General features: G+C 67.4%; 21 protein-coding genes. 10 read left to right on the top strand and 11 right to left on the bottom strand.

Going from position 1 to position 17,860, the window contains the following annotated elements; translation table 11 throughout:
- Window positions 1-5: 5 nt before the first annotated feature.
- Window positions 6-2,396, bottom strand: coding sequence for a type VI secretion system Vgr family protein (locus tag ABL840_RS28270; RefSeq protein ID WP_093305268.1), 2,391 nt, complete (start codon window positions 2,394-2,396; stop codon window positions 6-8).
- Window positions 2,397-2,683: 287 nt separating this feature from the next.
- Window positions 2,684-3,610: an alpha/beta fold hydrolase gene (locus tag ABL840_RS28265; protein ID WP_093305266.1), complete on the bottom strand. Its 927-nt coding sequence runs from the start codon at window positions 3,608-3,610 to the stop codon at window positions 2,684-2,686.
- 126 nt (window positions 3,611-3,736) lie between these two features.
- Here ABL840_RS28265 and ABL840_RS28260 point away from each other — a divergent pair, with 126 nt between their 5' ends.
- Entirely contained in the window at window positions 3,737-4,798 is a 1,062-nt protein-coding gene (locus ABL840_RS28260; RefSeq protein ID WP_093305264.1) for an aldo/keto reductase, read from the top strand.
- 1 nt (window position 4,799) lies between these two features.
- On the opposite strand, the gene ABL840_RS28255 is transcribed toward ABL840_RS28260, so the two are convergent.
- From ABL840_RS28255 to ABL840_RS28245, 3 genes are read right to left on the bottom strand one after another with little or no spacing between them, the layout of a single operon-like run.
- On the bottom strand, window positions 4,800-5,393 hold the full coding sequence (locus ABL840_RS28255) for a hypothetical protein (protein ID WP_143042973.1): 594 nt from the start codon (window positions 5,391-5,393) through the stop codon (window positions 4,800-4,802).
- Window positions 5,369-5,584: a helix-turn-helix domain-containing protein gene (locus ABL840_RS28250; RefSeq protein ID WP_093305260.1), complete on the bottom strand. Its 216-nt coding sequence runs from the start codon at window positions 5,582-5,584 to the stop codon at window positions 5,369-5,371. Before ABL840_RS28250 ends, ABL840_RS28255 begins: the two co-directional genes overlap by 25 nt.
- Window positions 5,585-5,591: 7 nt before the next feature.
- Window positions 5,592-6,149 carry a DUF2975 domain-containing protein gene (locus ABL840_RS28245; RefSeq protein ID WP_093305258.1) on the bottom strand — a complete coding sequence of 186 codons (558 nt, stop codon included), beginning with the start codon at window positions 6,147-6,149 and terminating at the stop codon, window positions 5,592-5,594.
- A 101-nt stretch (window positions 6,150-6,250) separates the two neighbouring features.
- On the opposite strand from ABL840_RS28245, the gene ABL840_RS28240 reads away from it, so the two are divergent.
- Genes ABL840_RS28240 through ABL840_RS28225 form a run of 4 tightly spaced genes read left to right on the top strand, consistent with a single transcriptional unit; the run spans window position 6,251 to window position 8,652 of the window.
- The gene (locus ABL840_RS28240) at window positions 6,251-6,745 is read left to right on the top strand and encodes an aminoacyl-tRNA deacylase (protein ID WP_093200314.1); all 495 of its coding nucleotides are present in this window, start codon (window positions 6,251-6,253) and stop codon (window positions 6,743-6,745) included.
- 8 nt (window positions 6,746-6,753) lie between these two features.
- Window positions 6,754-7,587, top strand: coding sequence for a DUF6348 family protein (locus ABL840_RS28235; protein ID WP_093305256.1), 834 nt, complete (start codon window positions 6,754-6,756; stop codon window positions 7,585-7,587).
- Between the two features lie 52 nt (window positions 7,588-7,639).
- Window positions 7,640-8,278: a glycerol-3-phosphate 1-O-acyltransferase PlsY gene (gene plsY / locus ABL840_RS28230; protein ID WP_093200320.1), complete on the top strand. Its 639-nt coding sequence runs from the start codon at window positions 7,640-7,642 to the stop codon at window positions 8,276-8,278.
- Between the two features lie 20 nt (window positions 8,279-8,298).
- The gene (locus tag ABL840_RS28225; RefSeq protein WP_093200323.1) at window positions 8,299-8,652 is read left to right on the top strand and encodes a RidA family protein; all 354 of its coding nucleotides are present in this window, start codon (window positions 8,299-8,301) and stop codon (window positions 8,650-8,652) included.
- A gap of 115 nt (window positions 8,653-8,767) precedes the next feature.
- On the opposite strand, the gene ABL840_RS28220 is transcribed toward ABL840_RS28225, so the two are convergent.
- Both ABL840_RS28220 and ABL840_RS28215 read right to left on the bottom strand, forming a co-directional pair.
- A complete protein-coding gene (locus ABL840_RS28220) occupies window positions 8,768-9,412 on the bottom strand; it encodes a retropepsin-like aspartic protease family protein (protein ID WP_093200326.1) in 645 nt (214 codons plus the stop codon).
- A gap of 140 nt (window positions 9,413-9,552) precedes the next feature.
- The gene (locus tag ABL840_RS28215; protein WP_093200329.1) at window positions 9,553-10,038 is read right to left on the bottom strand and encodes a YajQ family cyclic di-GMP-binding protein; all 486 of its coding nucleotides are present in this window, start codon (window positions 10,036-10,038) and stop codon (window positions 9,553-9,555) included.
- A 47-nt stretch (window positions 10,039-10,085) separates the two neighbouring features.
- On the opposite strand from ABL840_RS28215, the gene murB reads away from it, so the two are divergent.
- Both murB and ABL840_RS28205 read left to right on the top strand, forming a co-directional pair.
- Window positions 10,086-11,138 (top strand): UDP-N-acetylmuramate dehydrogenase, encoded by a 1,053-nt coding sequence (gene murB, locus ABL840_RS28210; protein ID WP_093305254.1) that lies wholly within the window; start codon window positions 10,086-10,088, stop codon window positions 11,136-11,138.
- An 18-nt stretch (window positions 11,139-11,156) separates the two neighbouring features.
- Entirely contained in the window at window positions 11,157-11,993 is an 837-nt protein-coding gene (locus ABL840_RS28205) for a glycine-rich domain-containing protein (RefSeq protein ID WP_093200335.1), read from the top strand.
- Window positions 11,994-12,083: 90 nt separating this feature from the next.
- On the opposite strand, the gene argG is transcribed toward ABL840_RS28205, so the two are convergent.
- From argG to ABL840_RS28185, 4 genes are all read right to left on the bottom strand, one after another.
- Window positions 12,084-13,424 (bottom strand): argininosuccinate synthase, encoded by a 1,341-nt coding sequence (gene argG, locus ABL840_RS28200; protein WP_093200338.1) that lies wholly within the window; start codon window positions 13,422-13,424, stop codon window positions 12,084-12,086.
- 159 nt (window positions 13,425-13,583) lie between these two features.
- Window positions 13,584-13,910 (bottom strand): pyrimidine/purine nucleoside phosphorylase, encoded by a 327-nt coding sequence (locus tag ABL840_RS28195; protein ID WP_093305253.1) that lies wholly within the window; start codon window positions 13,908-13,910, stop codon window positions 13,584-13,586.
- 125 nt (window positions 13,911-14,035) lie between these two features.
- On the bottom strand, window positions 14,036-14,641 hold the full coding sequence (locus tag ABL840_RS28190; RefSeq protein ID WP_093305251.1) for a hypothetical protein: 606 nt from the start codon (window positions 14,639-14,641) through the stop codon (window positions 14,036-14,038).
- Window positions 14,642-14,700: 59 nt separating this feature from the next.
- A complete protein-coding gene (locus ABL840_RS28185) occupies window positions 14,701-15,054 on the bottom strand; it encodes an ArsC family reductase (protein WP_093305249.1) in 354 nt (117 codons plus the stop codon).
- A gap of 36 nt (window positions 15,055-15,090) precedes the next feature.
- Between ABL840_RS28185 and folC the strand changes: the two genes are divergently transcribed.
- The 3 genes from folC to ABL840_RS28170 all read left to right on the top strand — a co-directional run bounded on the left by folC (window position 15,091) and on the right by ABL840_RS28170 (window position 17,848).
- Complete coding sequence (folC, locus tag ABL840_RS28180; protein ID WP_093305247.1) at window positions 15,091-16,398, top strand: bifunctional tetrahydrofolate synthase/dihydrofolate synthase; 1,308 nt, start codon at window positions 15,091-15,093, stop codon at window positions 16,396-16,398.
- A gap of 61 nt (window positions 16,399-16,459) precedes the next feature.
- Complete coding sequence (locus ABL840_RS28175) at window positions 16,460-17,335, top strand: SPOR domain-containing protein (RefSeq protein WP_093200353.1); 876 nt, start codon at window positions 16,460-16,462, stop codon at window positions 17,333-17,335.
- Between the two features lie 27 nt (window positions 17,336-17,362).
- Complete coding sequence (locus tag ABL840_RS28170; protein ID WP_093305245.1) at window positions 17,363-17,848, top strand: CvpA family protein; 486 nt, start codon at window positions 17,363-17,365, stop codon at window positions 17,846-17,848.
- Window positions 17,849-17,860: the final 12 nt, after the last annotated feature.

Below are 17,860 nucleotides of genomic sequence, written 5' to 3'. Positions count from 1 at the left end.
GGCGCTCAGCCGAAGAGCACGAAGCCCTTGAGCGCGCCCCAGAAGCCTCCGGCGTGCTCCTCGGCCACCACGTTCGAGAAGCTCACGGCGCCGAAGTTGGCCTGGTGCGCGTACATGTTCAGGATCTGCGCGGTGGCGTCCATCTTCTTGATGTTGCTCGTGATCGTGAGGCCGGCGTTGCTGTTGTTCACGCCGTAGGTCGCGCTCGAGAGTCCGGTGGCCAGCACGGCCGTGGGCGACCAGTCCCACAGCAGCACGCGGTTCACGCGCTTGACGTGATTGCCCTCGAAGGTGAAGTCGCCGCTGGCCTTGATGTCGACGTCGCCCGCCGTGGCCTCGATGGTCACCTTCTGCGCCTTGCCGTGGTAGTTGCCGGACGAAACGGTCGAGTTGTGGTCGCCCGTCTCGATGGTTTCCTCCAGGCCGCCCTTGATGTTGTCCTTGCCGCCGCCGCCCACGACGTTGCGCTGCCAGCCGGTCTGGTAGGTTTCCTGCCGGTTGCCGACGAGCGTCTTCAGTATGGAGTTGCCGGTGTGGATCTCCTCGTCCATGCCCTCCTTCACGTCGACCAGCAATCCCTTGTCGAAGGTCTCGTGGCGCAGGCCCGCGTTGACGACGACCTCCGACTGGCCGCTGAGCACCGTCTCCTTCGAGCCGAGCCTGGTGGTGGTCTCGATGCGGTTGTCGAAGAAATGCTCGGTGAGCGCGCCCGAGACGGTGAGCTTCGAGCCGTTGCGGTACTCGGCGGTGTCCTTCTGCTTGACGATGGTGTCGCGGGTGCGGTCGACGGTGAGGGTGTCGGTCTTCAGGACGTGGGTGTTGCGGTGGCCGTCGATGGTCTCTGTCTCGTCGTTCTCGACGTGGATCCTCAGGTCGTTCTCCACGTCGATCTCGAAGTCCTTCTCGGCATGGATTCGCACCAGCTCGCAGCCCGGCGCGTCGTCGAGGATGAACTCGTTGGCGTTGGCGGCGGAGCCGTCCCTGCTGCGGCTGACGAAGCCGCTCACCGTGACCTTGGCCGGCAGCTCCAGCGGCGGCATCTGGTCGGCGTTGTAGACGCGGCCGATGATGATCGGCCGGTCGGGGTGTCCTCCGATGAAGTCGACCACCACCTCCTGGCCCCGGCGCGGATGGTTCACTGCTCCGTAGTTCGAGCCGGCCCAGGCGCTGGACACGCGCACCCAGCACGAGCTGTTCTCGTCGCTCTTTCCGTAGCGGTCCCAGCGGAACTGCACCTTCACGCGGCCGTACTGGTCGACCCAGAACTCCTGTCCTGCCTTGCCCACCACGGTGGCTGTCTGCGGGCCGTTGGCGCGCGGCATCGGCGTCACGCGCGGCGCGCGAAAGGCGCAGCTGGCGGGCTGTACCGCGAAGTCGAAGCTGCAGGAGCCGGGTTCGCTGCCGCTCGCATAGCCTCCCTCGCGCAGCGCATAGGAGACCGACACCACGAGGTACTCGCGGTTGTCGTCCTCGCGCGGGCAGTTCTGCATGGTGAAGCGGTAGCCGGGCGCCATGCCGCGCACATTGGTGTGGCCGATGTCGCGCTCGGCCTGTGCCTGCGCCTCCTCGAGGCGGATGCGCGCGTAGTGCTCGCCCTGCTCGGACTCGCTGAAGCCGCCGAGCCATTCGTACATCTCGTACTGGCCGTGATCGCCGCCGCGCGGCTGGTTTCGCACGTTCATGAGATCGGCGCGAGGCTTTTTGAAGTCGAAGTCGTCCACCACGTAGCTGCCGGGGCGGATTTCTTCCGTGACCTGCCACTGGTCGATCACTTCCTGGAACGGGGCCAGGTCGCGGTCGGTGGCGAGGTAGCTGATCTTCGGATAGGCCGGCAGGGGCTCGTGCGCGCCGATGTCGTCGGCCAGCACCAGCGTGTGCTGGTTCTTCGCATGCTCGAAGAAGTAGTAGATGCCTTCGTGCTCCATCAGGCGACTGACGAAGGCGAAGTCGGTTTCCTGGTACTGCACGCAGTATTCCCACTGCCGGTAGCTGCCGCCGAGCCTCTTCTCGAAGGCGAAGCCGTAGTCGGCGAACACCTCCTCGAGGATCTCGACCACCGACTTGTTCTGGAAGATCTTGCAGTCGCTGCTGCGCGTGAGGTACCAGAGCCAGGGCCGCACGCTCGCGCGGTAGACGATGTGGCGCGAGGTGTCGCCTTCCTTGCCGATCATCGTGAAGCGGACGATCTGGCCGTTGAGGAAGCGCGGTTTCCCGGCCGTCTGTATCTCGAGCGCGAGAGGCTTGCCGAGCACTGCCTTCATGTCGATCGACATGCTCGGGCTCAGCAGGTCGACGTCGAACTCGAACAGTTGCGACAGCCCCTCCATGCCGCGCATGGAGCGGAACATGAGCTGCTCTTCGCCCAGCGGCGTGTGGGCGCGTACGACTCTGGTCATTCGAGGACTCCCTTTCGCTCAAGAACACCCAAGACGTGCCGGCTGCACCAGCATCGACCACCGCGCGTGCACCTGCAGGCCGTGTTTGCGAACTTAGGTGTGAAACGTTTGCTCGCCTGGGCGCGCACGCGCACCACGGTCTGCCTCATCGTTGTGCCAACGAAGCGGCGTGAGGCTTTCTTTGCAAGTAGCAGGCCAAGAGGCCGAGCAGCCGCGCCGGCCGCGATGTCGCGCCGCGCGTGGAAGAAAAAGGGAGTAGGGGGAGTACCGGGCCGCGGCCGGCTTCTTCAGGCGATGAACTCTTCGATCATCCGCGCGACGATCCGTGGCTGGTCGTGATGAAGCATGTGTCCCGCATCCGCGAGCCGCTCGATGCGAGCGTTGCCGACCGACTTCAGCCGCTCGCGGAATTCGTCGAGTGTGTAGCGGTTCTTCCACCAGCCGTGCAGGCTGTCGTCGGAGGCTTCGACCATCAGCAGCGGCGCGGTGATGCGCGAATAGAGCGCCAGCGTCTCATCGACGCGGAAGATGTGTGCGTTGACGATCTTGTGCGCCGCCTCGCCGAGGATCTGCCAACGCTCGCTGCCGTCGGGCTGCGCGTGGTTCACCGACCAGTGGCTGGCGAGCCAGGCGGCCTTGTCGGGCGTGAGGCGCGGGTTGGTCTTCATGAGGCGGCGGGCCACGCCGTCCACGGCCGAGTAGCCGGCCAGCGCCATCTCGCCGCGGTGCAGGCGCTTGAGTTCGTCGATCCACTGGCCGTAGCGCGCGGGGGCTTCGTCGGGCTTGCGCGCGGGCATGCCGAAGCCTTCGAGGTTGACGAGGCGGCGGATGCGCTGCGGCCGCACGCCGGCGTAGTGCATGGCGACGTTGCCGCCCATGCTGTGGCCGACGAGGTCTACCTGCCGGCTGTTCTCGCCCTCGCCGACGTAGTGGTCGAGCAGCCATTCGAGGTCCGCCAGGTAGTCGGCGAGCCAGTAGTTGTCGACGCCGCCGCCGTCGGTGAGGCCGAAGCCTCGCCAGTCGGGGGCGATGATGAAGCGGTCTTCCTCCATCGCGTCGACCACGAACTGCCACGACGCCGCCACGTCCATCCAGCCGTGCACCAGCACCAGCGGCGGGCGCGCGTCGGAAGGCTGGCCCCACAGCCGCACGTGGTAGCTGAGGTTGCGCACGGGCACGAATTCGCTGCGGGAGGGGCGGAGGGCTTGGTACATGGGCGTCGATGATAAGGAGGCCTTTGTACTGACGCAGTCCGGCACAGGACAGTGCCCGGGGGCGCGGCGCTCGGGTTTTGGCGGGGCCGTCTGCGGGCTGCGGACCGGGGCGGTAGCATCCCGCGCATGAAAAAGATCCAACTCGGTCAAAGCGACCTGCACGTCACCCCGATCTGCCTCGGCACGATGACCTTCGGCGAACAGGTCGACGAGCCCACCTCCCATGCCATCCTGAGCCGCTCGCTGGAGCGGGGCGTCGACTTCATCGACACCGCCGAGATGTACTCGGTGCCCACGCGCAAGGAAACCTACAGCGTCACCGAGACCATCATCGGCAACTGGTTCGCCGCCAATCCCGGCGCGCGCGAGAAGCTGGTGGTCGCGACCAAGGTGGCCGGCCCCTCGCGCGGCATGCCCTGGGTGCGTGAAGGCAGCGGCATGACGGCTGCGGACATCGAAGCCTCGTGCAACGCCAGCCTGAAGCGGCTGCGCACCGACGTCATCGATCTCTACCAGATCCACTGGCCCGAGCGCCATGTGCCCCTCTTCGGCAACATCTACTACGACCCGGCGAAGGAAACCTCGAAGACGCCGATCCACGAGCAGCTGGAGGCGCTGGGCAAGCTGGTGAAGGCGGGCAAGGTGCGTGCCATCGGCCTGTCGAACGAAACGCCCTACGGCGTGCACGAGTTCGTGCGGCTGGCAGAGCAGCACGGGCTGCCGCGCGTGGCGACGGTGCAGAACGTCTACAGCCTCATCAGCCGCGGCTACGAGAACGGGCTGGACGAGACGATGCACCGCCTGGGCGTGTCGCTGCTGGCGTATTCGCCGCTGGCCTTCGGCCTGCTGACCGGCAAGTACGACCAGAGCGGCATCGAGGGCCCGGACGCGCCGAAGGGTGCGCGCATCTCGAGCTACGAATCGGTGCGCAAGCAGCGCTGGGGCCGCCCCGATTCGCTGCGCGCCGCCAAGCGCTACAACCAGCTCGCGCGCGACAACGGCCTGACGCCGACGCAGCTGGCGTTGGCCTTCTGCTACACGAAGTGGCAGGTGGCGAGCACGATCATCGGCGTGACCTCGCTGGCGCAGCTGGAAGAAGACCTGGACGCGTACGGCACCACGTTGTCGCCGGAAGTTCTTGCGGAGATCGACAAGATCCGCTGGGAAATCCGCGACCCGGCCGCCTGATTCAGCGGGCGCATTCGCCGTTCGCCGCGGCCAGGGCGAGTGCGGGCAGGCTCAGCAGGCCCATGTTGCTGCCCTTGAACTGGCCCTTCATGCAATCGCCGCGACCGGCGCCCGAGACGCCCGCGCTCAGCCGGGAATCGAAGGCTGAGCGCGAGTCGCCGTTGAGGTTCTGGCCGGCCCGGTCGGCGAAGGAGCGTTCACGGCCGATGTCGCGCAGGGCGCGGCGGGTGCTTTCCGAGTGGAGGATCAGCGGCGGGGGCGGTGCGTGGCTCGTGGCCTGCGGCGATTCGGGAGCTGCCGACGAAGCGTTGGGCGTGGCGATCACGTTGCTGCGCACGGGCCTGGGCGTGCGGACAGCGCCGGCACGTGGCGACGGCGCGGTCGGAGCGCGTGCTGCCGGAGGTTCGATCTTCACCTCGGGCACGACCTGCACCAGTTCCATCACGACGCGCTTGGCCGAACGCGGGGCACTGCTTGCGTTCGGCCTGGTGGCGATCACCAGCAGCCATAGCGCGACCGCGTGCGTCGCGGCCACGGCCAGCACGAGCGCCGGCAATGCGGGGCGGCGCATCAGTCGCCGGGCGGCGGCTGCCACTCGAGCAGGTCGCCGGGCTGGCACTGCAGCGCCTCGCAGATGCGCTCCAGCGTGTCGAAGCGCACGCCGCGCACCTTGCCGCTCTTGAGCAGCGACAGGTTCTGTTCGGTGATGCCGACGCGCTCGGCCAGTTCGCGCGAGCGCATCTTGCGGCGGGCGAGCATCACATCGAGGTTCACGACAATGGGCATGGCGGGGTCAGACGAAGCCTGCGTTGTCGTCGGCCAGGCGGCGCGCCTCGGCCATGACCCGGGCGATGGCCACGAGCACGGCGCCGAACAGGATGTGCAGGCAGTCGAACCAAGCGATGCTGATCGCCAGGAATCGCTGGCCCGGCGGATTGCCGATGCTGAGCGCGACGGTCATCAGCCCGCGCGCCAGCGGGAGCAGCAGGGCCAGCAGCAGCACGGCCCAGGCAAAGCGGACCAGCGCATCCTGCGCCGTGGCGCCGAAGACGCGGCCACGGCCGTATTCGCCGAACAGTCGCCACAGATGCAGCAGCGCATAGAGGCCGCCGCCTACCGGCAGCAGGCTGACCGACGCGGTGCGCCAGCGGCCCGCCGCGTTGGTCGGCAGGCTGGGCAGGCCGAGGAAGCTGCCGATGCCGAAGACGTCGAGCCAGTCGCTGGCCGCGAGCAGCAGCACGGGTTGCACGAGCAGCAGGGCGGCCCCGGCCAGAACGAGCGCCTGCACGACCTGCGCGTGGCGCTTCAGGTAGAACGAGGGCGTGGCGGCCGAGGCTGGCGTATGCTGCATGAGTGAGCCGGTATTCAATGCAATACGGCAAGTTTTTATCGTAAAACAATAAATTTCCTGAAGCATTCCTGAAGCCGCCTTGCAACCGGGCGGCCGCCGAGATGGCCAAGAAGAGCACCCACACCTCCGAGACACCCGCCACCCAGCTGCTGCGCGCGCACAAGATCGCGTTCACCGAGCATCCCTACGAGTACGTCGAGCACGGCGGCGCGCAGCGCGGCGCCGAGATGCTGGGGCTGGACCCATTCACCGTCATCAAGACGCTGGTGATGCAGGACCAGGACGCCAGGCCGCTGATCGTGCTGATGCACGGCAACCGCACGGTGTCGACCAAGAACCTCGCGCGGCAGATCGGCGCCAAGTCGGTCGAGCCCTGCAAGCCCGAGGTGGCGCAGCGGCACAGCGGCTACATGGTGGGCGGCACTTCGCCCTTCGGCACGCGGCGCGAGATGCCGGTGTACGTGGAGTCGAGCATCCTGGAACTGCCGCGCATCGTGCTCAACGGCGGGCGGCGCGGCTACCTGATCGGCATCGATCCGCAGGTGTGCGTGGCGCTGCTGGGCGCGAAGCCCGTGCAATGCGCGCTGGCAGAATAGCCGCCGCCATGGCGACATCACCGTCTTCCAACTCCGGTTTCTTTCCTCCGCTCTGTCCGGCCAACGAGGGCGGCGGGCCGTCCTTCGAGGTCGAGTTCAACGACGGCAAGAAGGACTGGACCGAGGTCTTCGACCTCACCGACCTGCTGCTCGAAACGCTGGAAGCACGCGGCCACGCGCCGGTGCGCGAGCGCGAAGGCTGGCTGCGGCTGCCCGACAGCGGCCTGTGGCTGTGGCCGCAGATCACCAGCTACTGGGCCAACTCCGACGGCAGCGTGCGCACCAGCAGCACGATCGAGGTGGCGCATGCCGAGCTGCTGCCGCAGGGACTCTTCGAGTTCCAGCATTCCCTCGGCGCCGACATCGCGGCCTCGCTGACCCGGGGCTTCGATCTCTGGGCGCAGGTCGACCTGGTCGTGTTCCTCGACGCGCTTTCGGCCGATGCGGCCGGCCTGAGCCACTGCACCTCGATGCAGATGAACTGGAGCGCGGAGGAGGGCGAGGGGCAGCCGGCTCGCGAGCGGCGCGTGCTCTTCGGACCGGTGGCGCACCAGCATGCGAAGGAAGCCACGGAAGAGGAAGAACATCCGTTCTGCCCCTGCTGCCTGTTCACCAACACCTGGGACGCCTTCAAGCCGCAGATCGAGTCGGACGGCCTCTATGGCGTGCGGCTCTATGCCGCGCGCGACGCCGAGGGCGAGGTGCAGGCCGACTGCCGCATCAACGGCGAGGACTGGCCCGCCGGCGCCGATGCCCTGCGCGCCTATGCGGCGCAATGGCCCGACCGCGGCTTCGAATTCCGCAAGCAGTACGTCGTGATCCAATCGCCGCCCGGGGCGTAGATCGCCCGATACGCCGAACACAGAACAACAACCATCCCCGCGGAGTGCCGTCTTGAGCTTCACCTTGCCTTCCATCATTGCCATCGTGGCGTCGTACCTGATCGGCTCGCTTTCCTTCGCCGTCATCGTCAGCAAGGCGCTCGGCATGGCCGACCCGCGCAGCTACGGCAGCAAGAACCCCGGCGCCACCAACGTGCTGCGCTCCGGCAACAAGGGCGCGGCGCTCGCCACGCTGCTGCTCGACGCACTCAAGGGCTGGGTGCCGGTGTTTCTCATCCACCAGTTCGGCGCCCAATGGGGGCTGGGCGGGGGCGTTGCCGCGGTGGCCGGCGTGGCTGCGTTCCTCGGCCACCTCTACCCGGTCTTCTTCGGCTTCCAGGGCGGCAAGGGCGTGGCCACGGCCGCCGGCGTGCTGGTGGGCGTCGCGCCCTGGCTCGGGCTGGCCACCGGCGCCACCTGGCTGATCATCGCGATCTTCTTCCGCTATTCGTCGCTGTCGTCGCTGGTGGCTGCCTTCTTCGCACCGGCCTACTACCTGATCGGCGGCGGCATCGCATGGCCTCTGGACCGCACGGCGCTGGTCGCGATCATCGTCATGAGTCTGCTGCTGATCTGGCGGCACCGCGAGAACATCCGCCGGCTCGCCGCCGGCACGGAGTCGAAGCTCGGCTCCAAGAAGAAACCAACCTGAACCGAAGAAAGAACACGTCCATGGCTTCCATCACCCGCTACCACGTCGGCCCGCGTCTCTCGGAGACGGCCGTGCACAACGGCACCATCTACCTCGCGGGCCAGGTGCCCGACGACACCACCCAGGACATCCGCGGCCAGACCACGCAGGTGCTCGGCATGGTCGACCGCCTGCTGGCCGAGGCCGGCAGCGACAAGTCGCGCATTCTCATGACGCAGATCTTCCTGGCCGACATCAACGACATCACCGCGATGAACGAAGTGTGGGACGCATGGATCCCGGCCGGCAACACGCCGCCGCGCGCCACCGTGCAGGCCAAGATGGCCAACGCAGCCTACAAGATCGAGATCGTGGTGACGGCCGCCCAGGCCTGATCCGACAGGGTTCTTTTCGCGAGGGCCGCTGCGCACGGCCGCCCGAAGCGGCCGGCCCGCCCCCGGTAGGGGGTTGGCGAAGCGCACGCAGTGCGCGCAGCCTGGGGGCGAGCAATCAATACCGCTTTTCGAGGACCATCTGGTCCGCGTCGCGACGCATCGAGAAGCGGTTGATGAAGCTGTTGCCCAGCAGCACGAAGGGCATGGCCTGCTGCGAGACGATGGCGTCGATGTCGTACACCTCCACGTCGCCCACGCGCACCGACTGCAGGCGCAGCTTGTAGCCGGTGGCCGTGCCGTTGGCGGTGTTCATCAGGACGCGCTGGCCCTTGCTGTAGTCCAGACCGATGCGCTGGGCGTCGTCGGCCGACAGCGCGATGGCCGTCGCGCCCGTGTCGAGCATGAAGGTGACCGGCCGGCCGTTGATTGAGCCCTGCGTCATGAAGTGCCCGCGGCTGTCGGCCGACAGAACCACGCGGTTTCCGCCTCCGCCAGAGCCGCCTCCGCCGCCGATGCTGACCGGCGTGTCCATGCGCAGGTTGACGCGCTTGCCCTCCAGCTCGACCACGGCCTGGTCCGCCTGCAGCGACACCAGCTTCACGCCCTGGTAGCTCTCGCCAACAGCCACCGTCTTGGGCGGGTTGCCGTTCACGATCAGGATCGCGCGGCTGCCGATGCTGCCGGTCAGGGTGACCGAGCCGGCCGCGTGCGCCACGGCAGCGGCAATGAAGAGCTGCGCTGCGACGACGAGTTTTTTCATACGAGGCTTGCTACTCCAAGTGCCGGTTGTTCGGCGTGAATAGACCAGGAATACCGCGGAACCGGCTCCGCCGGGCCGCCGGTATTGCCCCCGGCGAGGGGGTTGGCGGCCACACGAAGTGGGCAAGCCTGGGGGGGGCGTCAATCCCTGAAGTTGTTGAACGTGAGGGGCATGTCCGGCACGTCCTTCTTGATCAGTGCCATGGCCGCCTGCAGGTCGTCGCGCTTGGCGCCGGTGATGCGCACCGCGTCGCCCTGGATCGCGGCCTGGACCTTGAGCTTGCTGTCCTTGACGATGCGGGTGATCTTCTTGGCCTGGTCGCTCTCGATGCCGCTCTTGACCTTGATGACCTGCTTGACCTTGTCGCCGCCCATCTTCTGGACGTCGCCCTTGTCGAGGAAGCGCACGTCGACGCTGCGCTTGGTGAGCTTGTTGCGAAGGATGTCCTCGACCTGGACGAGCTGGAACTCGGCGTCGCCGATCATGGTGATTTCCTTGTCCTTGAGCTCGACGGCGGCGGCCGTGCCCTTGAAATCGAAGCGCGTTGCGATTTCCTTGGCGGTGTTCTCGACTGCGTTCTTCACCTCGGGAAGGTTGGGCTCGCAGACGGTATCGAAGGACGGCATGGACTCTCTCCTGAATTCTTCACGGGTGCAGATGAGACAATTCTCCCATGATCGTGGAGTCCAACGTCCCGCTGCAGCCCTACAACAGCTTCGGCATCGTCGCGCGCGCGCAGAACCTGGCGCGCATTGCCGGCGAGGCTGACCTGGCCGCGCTGCATGCCGATCCGGCATGGCGCGACGCGCCCCTTTTCGTGCTGGGCGGCGGCAGCAACATCGTGCTGACGGGCGACGTGAAATCGCTGGTGCTGAAGGTCGAGATCAAGGGCCTGCGGCTGCTCGAGGAAACACCGCGCGCCTGGATCGTGGAAGCCGGCGCCGGCGAAACCTGGCACGACGCCGTCGAGTGGATGGTGCGCAACGGCTACCCGGGGCTGGAAAACCTGGCGCTCATTCCGGGCACGGTGGGCGGCTCGCCAGTGCAGAACATCGGCGCCTACGGGGTCGAGCTGCAGGACCGCTTCGATTCGCTCGACGCCTTCGACCTCGAAACCGGCCGCAGCTTCACCCTCGATGCCGCCCAATGCGCCTTCGGCTACCGCGACTCGGTCTTCAAGCACGTGCGCAGCGGCCCGAACGATTTCGGGCTGGCGGGCAGGGCGGTGATCACCCGGGTGCGCTTTCGCCTGCCCAAGCCCTGGAAACCCGTGGTCGGTTACCTCGATCTCGAGCGGAAGATGGAGGAAACCGGCAACTTCACGCCGAGCGCGCAGGACATCTTCGACTGGATCTGCGCCATCCGCCGGGCCAAGCTGCCCGACTGGCGCGTGCTGGGCAATGCCGGCAGCTTCTTCAAGAACCCGACCGTCACGCCGGAACAGTGCGCCGACATCATCGCGCGCGACCCGAAGATCGTTCACTACCCGATGGACGACGGCAGCATCAAGCTGGCTGCCGGCTGGCTCATCGACGCGTGCGGCTGGAAGGGCAAGTCGGTGGGCAACGCCGGTGTCTACGAGCGGCAGGCGCTGGTGCTGGTCAATCGCGGCGGCCGCGAGAACCCGGTGACGGGCGGCGAGGTGATGACCCTTGCCAAGGCCATCCAGACCAGCGTGTACGAGCGTTTCGGCATCCGGCTGGAGCCGGAGCCGGTGGTCGTCTGAGCTGACGCCGGCGCCAGCATGGATCTCGACTTCCTCCACCTGAATTTCCGCCGCCGCATTGGCGCACTGGTATGGGCCCGACGGGCCGTGCCGCTCGTCGCACTGCTGGCGCTCTTCCTCGGAACGCGGCGCTGGGGCTCGATGGTGGCGGTGATCGTGTTCGCGCTGCTGTTCGCGGCGGTGCTCAAGTTCCTCGAGAACAGCCTGCGGCGCCAGTTCATCCGCGAGGCCCGGCTGCCGCCCTTCCTGATCGGCAAGCTCTGCGAGGCGCATCCGCAGCTCAGCCGGCGCGACGCCGAACTGGTGCTGCGCGGCCTGCGCCAGTTCTTCATGGCGCACCTGCGCAGCGACCGCAAGTTCGTGGCGATGCCCTCGAAGGTGGTCGACACGGCCTGGCACGAGTTCATCCTGCACACGCAGGGCTACCAGAACTGGTGCAAGGCGGCCTTCGGCGGCATGCTGCACCACAGCCCGGCCGAGGTGCTGGGCAGGGACGCCCGGCGCAACGACGGCCTGCGCCGCACCTGGTACTGGGCCTGCAAGGAGGAGAGCATCGATCCGCGCAAGCCGGGGCGCCTGCCATTGCTGTTCGCGCTGGACATCAAGTTCGCCATTGCTGGCGGCTTTCACTACGTGCCCGACTGCCGTGCGGTGGAGCGGCACATCGGCTCGGACGCCCACTGCGGAACCAGCTTCGGCGAGTCGTCTTCGTCGGATGGCGGCAGCGCCGGCGATGCCGGCGGGTTTGGCGGCAGCGAGTCGTCGAGCAGCGGCGATGGCGGCTCCAGCGATGGCGGTTCGTCCGACGGCGGTGGCGGATGTGGCGGTGGCTGCGGCGGAGGCGGCGGGGACTGACATCGCAGTGCGCCTGCAATGGCAATGAAAAACGGGCCCCGAGGGGCCCGTTGTCGTTTCTGCCTCGCGCGGGAGGCAGAGGGAGGTCGATCAGCTCGCGTCGCCGTCGTTGGCCAGCTTCGGCAGCGCCGCGCCTTCGTTCGGCGACAGCAGGCCGACCTGCGTGTAGATGCCCAGCTTCTCGCGCGTGTCGGCGATGTCGAGGTTGCGCATCGTCAGCTGGCCGATGCGGTCCAGCGGCGTGAACGCGCCTTCGACCTTCTCCATGCTCAGGCGCTCGGGCTTGTACGTGAGGTTGGCCGACTCGGTGTTCATGATCGAGTAGTCGTTGCCGCGGCGCAGCTCGACCGTCACTTCGCCGGTGATGGCGCGCGCCACCCAGCGCTGGGCCGTCTCGCGCAGCATGATGGCCTGCGGGTCGAACCAGCGGCCCTGGTAGAGCAGGCGGCCGAGCTTGCGACCGTTCTCGCGGTACTGCTCGATCGTGTCCTCGTTGTGGATGCCGGTGACCAGGCGCTCGTAGGCGATGAACAGCAGCGCCAGGCCGGGGGCCTCGTAGATGCCGCGGCTCTTGGCCTCGATGATGCGGTTCTCGATCTGGTCGCTCATGCCCAGGCCGTGGCGGCCGCCGATGCGGTTGGCCTCGAGGATCAGGTCGACCAGGTTCGAGTAGCGCACGCCGTTCAGCGCGACGGGCACGCCTTCCTCGAAGCGCACCGACACGGTCTCGCGCTTGACTTCGACTTCGTCCTTCCAGAAGGCCACGCCCATGATCGGCTGCACGATGGTGATGCCGCTGTTCAGGTGCTCCAGGTCCTTCGCCTCGTGCGTCGCGCCGAGCATGTTGGAGTCGGTCGAGTAGGCCTTCTCGGCCGACATCTTGTAGGCGAAGCCGGCCTTCTGCATGAACGCCGACATCTCGGCGCGGCCGCCCAGCTCGTCGATGAAGACCTGGTCGAGCCAGGGCTTGTAGATCTTGAGAGCGGGGTTGGTCAGCAGGCCGTAGCGGTAGAAGCGCTCGATATCGTTGCCCTTGTAGGTGCTGCCGTCGCCCCAGATGTGAACGTCGTCTTCCTTCATGGCCGACACCAGCATCGTGCCGGTGACGGCGCGGCCCAGCGGCGTGGTGTTGAAGTAGGTGACGCCAGCGGTGGTGACGTGGAAGGCGCCGGCCTGCAGGGCGGCGATGCCTTCGTTGGCCAGCTGCGCGCGGCAGTCGATCAGGCGGGCGTTCTCGGCGCCGTAGAGCATCGCCTTGCGGGGAATCTCGTCGTAGTCGGGCTCGTCGGGCTGGCCGAGGTTGGCGGTGTAGGCGTAGGGAATGGCGCCCTTGTTGCGCATCCAGTGGAGCGCCGCGCTGGTGTCCAGGCCGCCGGAGAAGGCGATGCCGACCTTCTGGCCGGCGGGAACGTTTTGGAGGATGGTCGACATGATGGGAGTTCCGTTGGTGGTGGCGCGGTTCAATGGTTCATGACATTCGTGGCGCGGCTCTGTGCCGTGGATACCGTGGAACCGGCTTTGCCGGGCCACTGGTATCGCCCCCTGCAAGGGGGTTGGAGAAGCGACACGAAGTGCGCGAAGCCTGGGGGTTTACCCAAAATGGCAGATGTAGCTGTAGGGCTCGCCCGTCACGCGGATCTTGAAGCTCGAGTTGCTGGGCACGTTGAACTTCTGGCCGGGGCCCGAGGCGACCCATTCGTCGGAGCCCGCGAGCTGGTATTCGCAGCTGCCGGCGGTGCCTTCCATGATCTCGGGGGCGCCGGTATTGAAGGTGAGGGTGGACGGCAGGATCACGCCGACCGATTTCTTCGTGCCGTCTGCCAGGGTGAGGCTGTGGCTCACGCACTTGCCGTCGAAATACACATTGGCCTTGGTGGCCACTGCGGCGCTGTTCAGAGTGTCGGTAGTCGTCGTCATTGGGTGGCGCCGGCGGGTTGGCAGCCGGCGAATCGAGGACGCACCGCACCAGCGGCGCACCCGTCAAGGGTTGGAAAAGTCCTCGATTTTAGGGGTTCGGGCGGCTCGGGCCGCCGGCCGGCGAATCAGCGGTGCCAGCCGCGATAGCCCCAGCCGCCGCGGTAGTAGCCGCCGCCCCAGCCGCGCGAGTACCCGAGGTTCAGCGAGATGCCGACCGGCGGGTAGGCGTACGGGTAGGCATAGGGGTACGTGTAGGCCGGTTCCACGTAGACCGGGGCGCTGTACACGGGAGCGGCGTACACGGGCGCCGGCTGGTAGACCGGTGCCGGGGCGTTGGAGACGACGACGCCGGGCTCGGGCACCACGTTGTCCCACGGCGAGCCGCCGGACTGCGGGGCATAGCCGCCGCTGTTGGCTTCGACCGGGTACGCCTGCAGCTGCGATTGGGGCACCACCGGGGAGGTCGTCACACCCGTCACGCCATAAGCGCTGGCCTGGATCGGGATGGTCGCGCCCGGCCGGGTGTTCATGCGGGTGGTGTACTGGCGTCCGTTGTATTCGTACGTGACGTTGTAGTTGACGTCGCTGCCGGTCGTTTCGCGGATCGGGGTGGCGGAGATCACCCGAGCCTGGACCACCTGGTTCTGCTGTGCATGAACGAGGCCGGTGCCGGCAGCCAGCATGCCGGCGACCGAAATGCCTGCGAGAGTGCGAAAAGTGCGATTGTTCATGGTGTGTCTCTCCTGCGGATCGAGGTTCGACGCCGGGCGGCAGGCCGGGGTTCCAGGATTTACACGGCGTTGACAGCCCAGGCTTCGGCGTCGAATCCCGTCGTAACGGGCTTTTTCGGGCCCCAGTTGACCACCGGCCGCTTGATCAGGCTGGGGTTGGCCAGCAGCACGGCACGGGCGGAGGCCGCGTCGACCACGCCTTCGCGGGTGGCGTCGTCCAGCTTGCGCCAGGTGGTTCCCTTGCGGTTGACCAGGGCCTCCCAGCCGGGCTTCTTGAGCCACTGGTCGAGCTCGGCCTCGGGAACGCCCTGTTTCTTGAAATCGTGGAAGGCGTAGTCCACGCCGTGTTCGTCGAGCCAGGCGCGGGCGCGCTTGACGGTGTCGCAATTCGGAATGCCGTAGAGGGTTGTCATGGCCGCGATGATGCCCCGGCCGACGGGTCGGCGACAATGCCCGCCTCCATGGAAACCCTGAACGACTGGCTCGAGCGCGCCGAGCGACTCCATCCCAAGAACATCGAGCTCGGACTCGAGCGCGCCAAGGAAATGGCGCAGCGCCTCGGCCTGCGTTTCGGCTGCCCCGTCATCACGGTGGCGGGCACCAACGGCAAGGGCTCGACCTGCGCCATGCTCGAATCGATCCTGACGCACGCGGGCTACCGCACGGCGGTGTTCACCTCGCCGCACCTGGTGCGCTTCGAGGAGCGGCTGCGGCTCCTGGGCGAGGCGGTTGATGCTTCCAAACTGATAGCAAGCTTCGAGGTGGTGGAAAAGGCGCGCGGCGAGATGCCCCTGACCTATTTCGAATTCACCACGCTCGGCATCCTGCACTGCATGATCGAGCAGAAGCCCGACGTGGCGATCCTCGAGGTCGGCCTGGGCGGCCGGCTCGACGCGGTCAACATCATCGACACCGACTGCGCCGTCATCACCAGCATCGACCTTGACCACATGGAATACCTCGGCCCCGACCGCGAGAGCATCGGCTTCGAGAAGGCCGGGATCATGCGCCCGGGCAAGCCGGTGGTCGTGAGCGACCCGGTGCCGCCGCAGAGCGTGGTCGACCACGCCAACGCCATCGGCGCCGACCTCTGGCGCTTCGGAACCGACTTCAACGTCTCGGGCGACAAGCAGCAGTGGGGCTGGTCGGGCCGCGGGCGGCGCTACAGCGGGCTGGCCTATCCGGCCCTGCGCGGCGCCAACCAGCTCATCAATGCGGCCGGCGTGCTGGCGGCGCTCGAGGCGCTGCGGCCGCAGCTGCCGGTCACGGCGCAGGCCGTGCGCAACGGCTTCGCGATGGTCGAGCTGCCGGGGCGCTTCCAGATCGTGCCGGGCGAGCCGGCGCTGGTGCTCGACGTGGCGCACAACGCGCACGCCGTGGCCGCGCTGGCCGAGAACCTCGACGCGATGGGCTTCTACCCGACCACGCACGGCGTGTTCGGCGTGATGGCGGACAAGGATCTCGCGCCCATCCTGGCGCGCATCGGCCCGCTGATCGACCGCTGGTACTTCACCGACCTGCCAACGCCGCGCGCCGCCAAGGCGGCCGATCTGCTGGCAGCCTGGCAGGCGCAGAACAAGCGCACCGATGCCTCGGGCAGCGTGCACGCGAGCCCCATGGAAGCGCTGGGCGCGGCCATCGGGCAGGCAGGGGCCGCTGATAGAATTGTGGTCTTCGGATCGTTCTTCACCGTGGGTGGCGTGCTCGAAAACGGCACCCCCCGGCTGCAAGCCAAACACCTGTCGCCGGGCGGCTGACCGTCGGGCCGCACACACCTTCTGGCGCAACCTCGCTGCACTCCTTCAGGGATCGAACTTCATGGCGTTTTTCAAGTTCCGCACGCGCGGCCAGCAAGGCAACGAAGGACGAGGCGCCCCGGCAGCCGTCCCGGCGGAAAGTGTCGAAACCATGCGTCGGCGTGCGCGCCACCGGCTGCTCGGCGCAGCGGTGCTGGTGCTGCTGGGCGTGATCGGCTTCCCGCTGCTGTTCGATACCCAGCCGCGGCCCGTGTCGGTCGACATTCCCATCGAGATTCCCGATCGCAACAAGGTCAAGCCGCTGCCGGTGCCCGCCACGCCGGCGCCTGCCGCAACCACCTCGCCGGCCGCGCCCGACAACAGCGGCAGCTCGCGCGTTGCCTCGTCGTCTTCCGGCGGCATGATCACCGAGACTGCCGACGGCACCGTGATCGACCCCGGCAAGCCCTTGCCCGCCACGCCGCCCGTCGCGGCCGTGGAACCCAAGCCCGAACCGAAGCCGAAGCCCGAGCCCAAACCGGAGCCGAAACCGGAAGCGAAACCCGAACACAAGCCGGAATCCAAGCCCGAGGCCAAGCCGAAGCCGGAACCCAAGCCCGAAGCGAAACCCAAGCCCGCCGCCGCGGACGACGGCGCCCGGGCCCGCGCGCTGCTCGAAGGCAAGCCCCTCACCGCTGCCGCGGCCAAGCCTGCCGCAGCCGACGAGGGCGGCCGCTTCGTGGTGCAGGTCGGCGCCTTCGCCGATGCCGACAAGGCGCGCGAAGTGCGCCAGAAGCTCGAGAAGGCCGGTCTCAAGACTTATGTGCACGTGGCCAAGACAGCCGACGGTGAGCGCACGCGTGTGCGTGTCGGCCCCTTCGGCTCGCGTGCCGAGGCCGACCGCGCTGCCGAGAAGGTCAAGGGCTTGTCTTTGTCGGCCGCGATCCTCACGTTGTAAGGGCCGTCGCCCGCTGTCGCCGTTGCCGTGGCCTTGTTCGACTGGATCGCCGTCGCGCTCATCGGGGTGTCGATGCTTTTCGGCCTGATGCGCGGGCTGGTGTTCGAAGTGATTTCGCTGATCGGATGGGTGGCCGCCTTCATCGCAGCCCAGTGGCTGGCGTCGGGCGTGGCGGCATGGCTGCCGTTCGGCGACCCGCAGGGGGCGTGGCGCTACCCGCTGGCCTTCGTGCTGGTGTTCGTGGCGGTGGTGTTCGGCGTGGGGCTGGTGGCAGCGCTCACGCGAAAGTTGATCACGGTCGTGGGTCTGCGGCCGGTGGACCGGATTCTGGGAGCGGCGTTCGGCGCGGCGCGGGGCGTGGTGGCCCTGCTCGTGTTCGCCGTCGTTGTCCATTTGCTGGTGTTGAGCGACAGTGCCTGGTGGCACGAATCGCGCAGCGCCATTGTTCTCGATGCGGCATTGCAGGGCCTCAAGCCCTCGCTGCCTGAAAAGTTGGCAAGCTACCTGCCCTGAGAGGAATAGTTC

Source organism: Variovorax sp. NFACC27 (genome assembly GCF_048301545.1).
GTDB lineage: Bacteria > Pseudomonadota > Gammaproteobacteria > Burkholderiales > Burkholderiaceae_C > Variovorax > Variovorax gossypii.
This window is presented reverse-complemented; position numbering and strand designations above follow the sequence as displayed.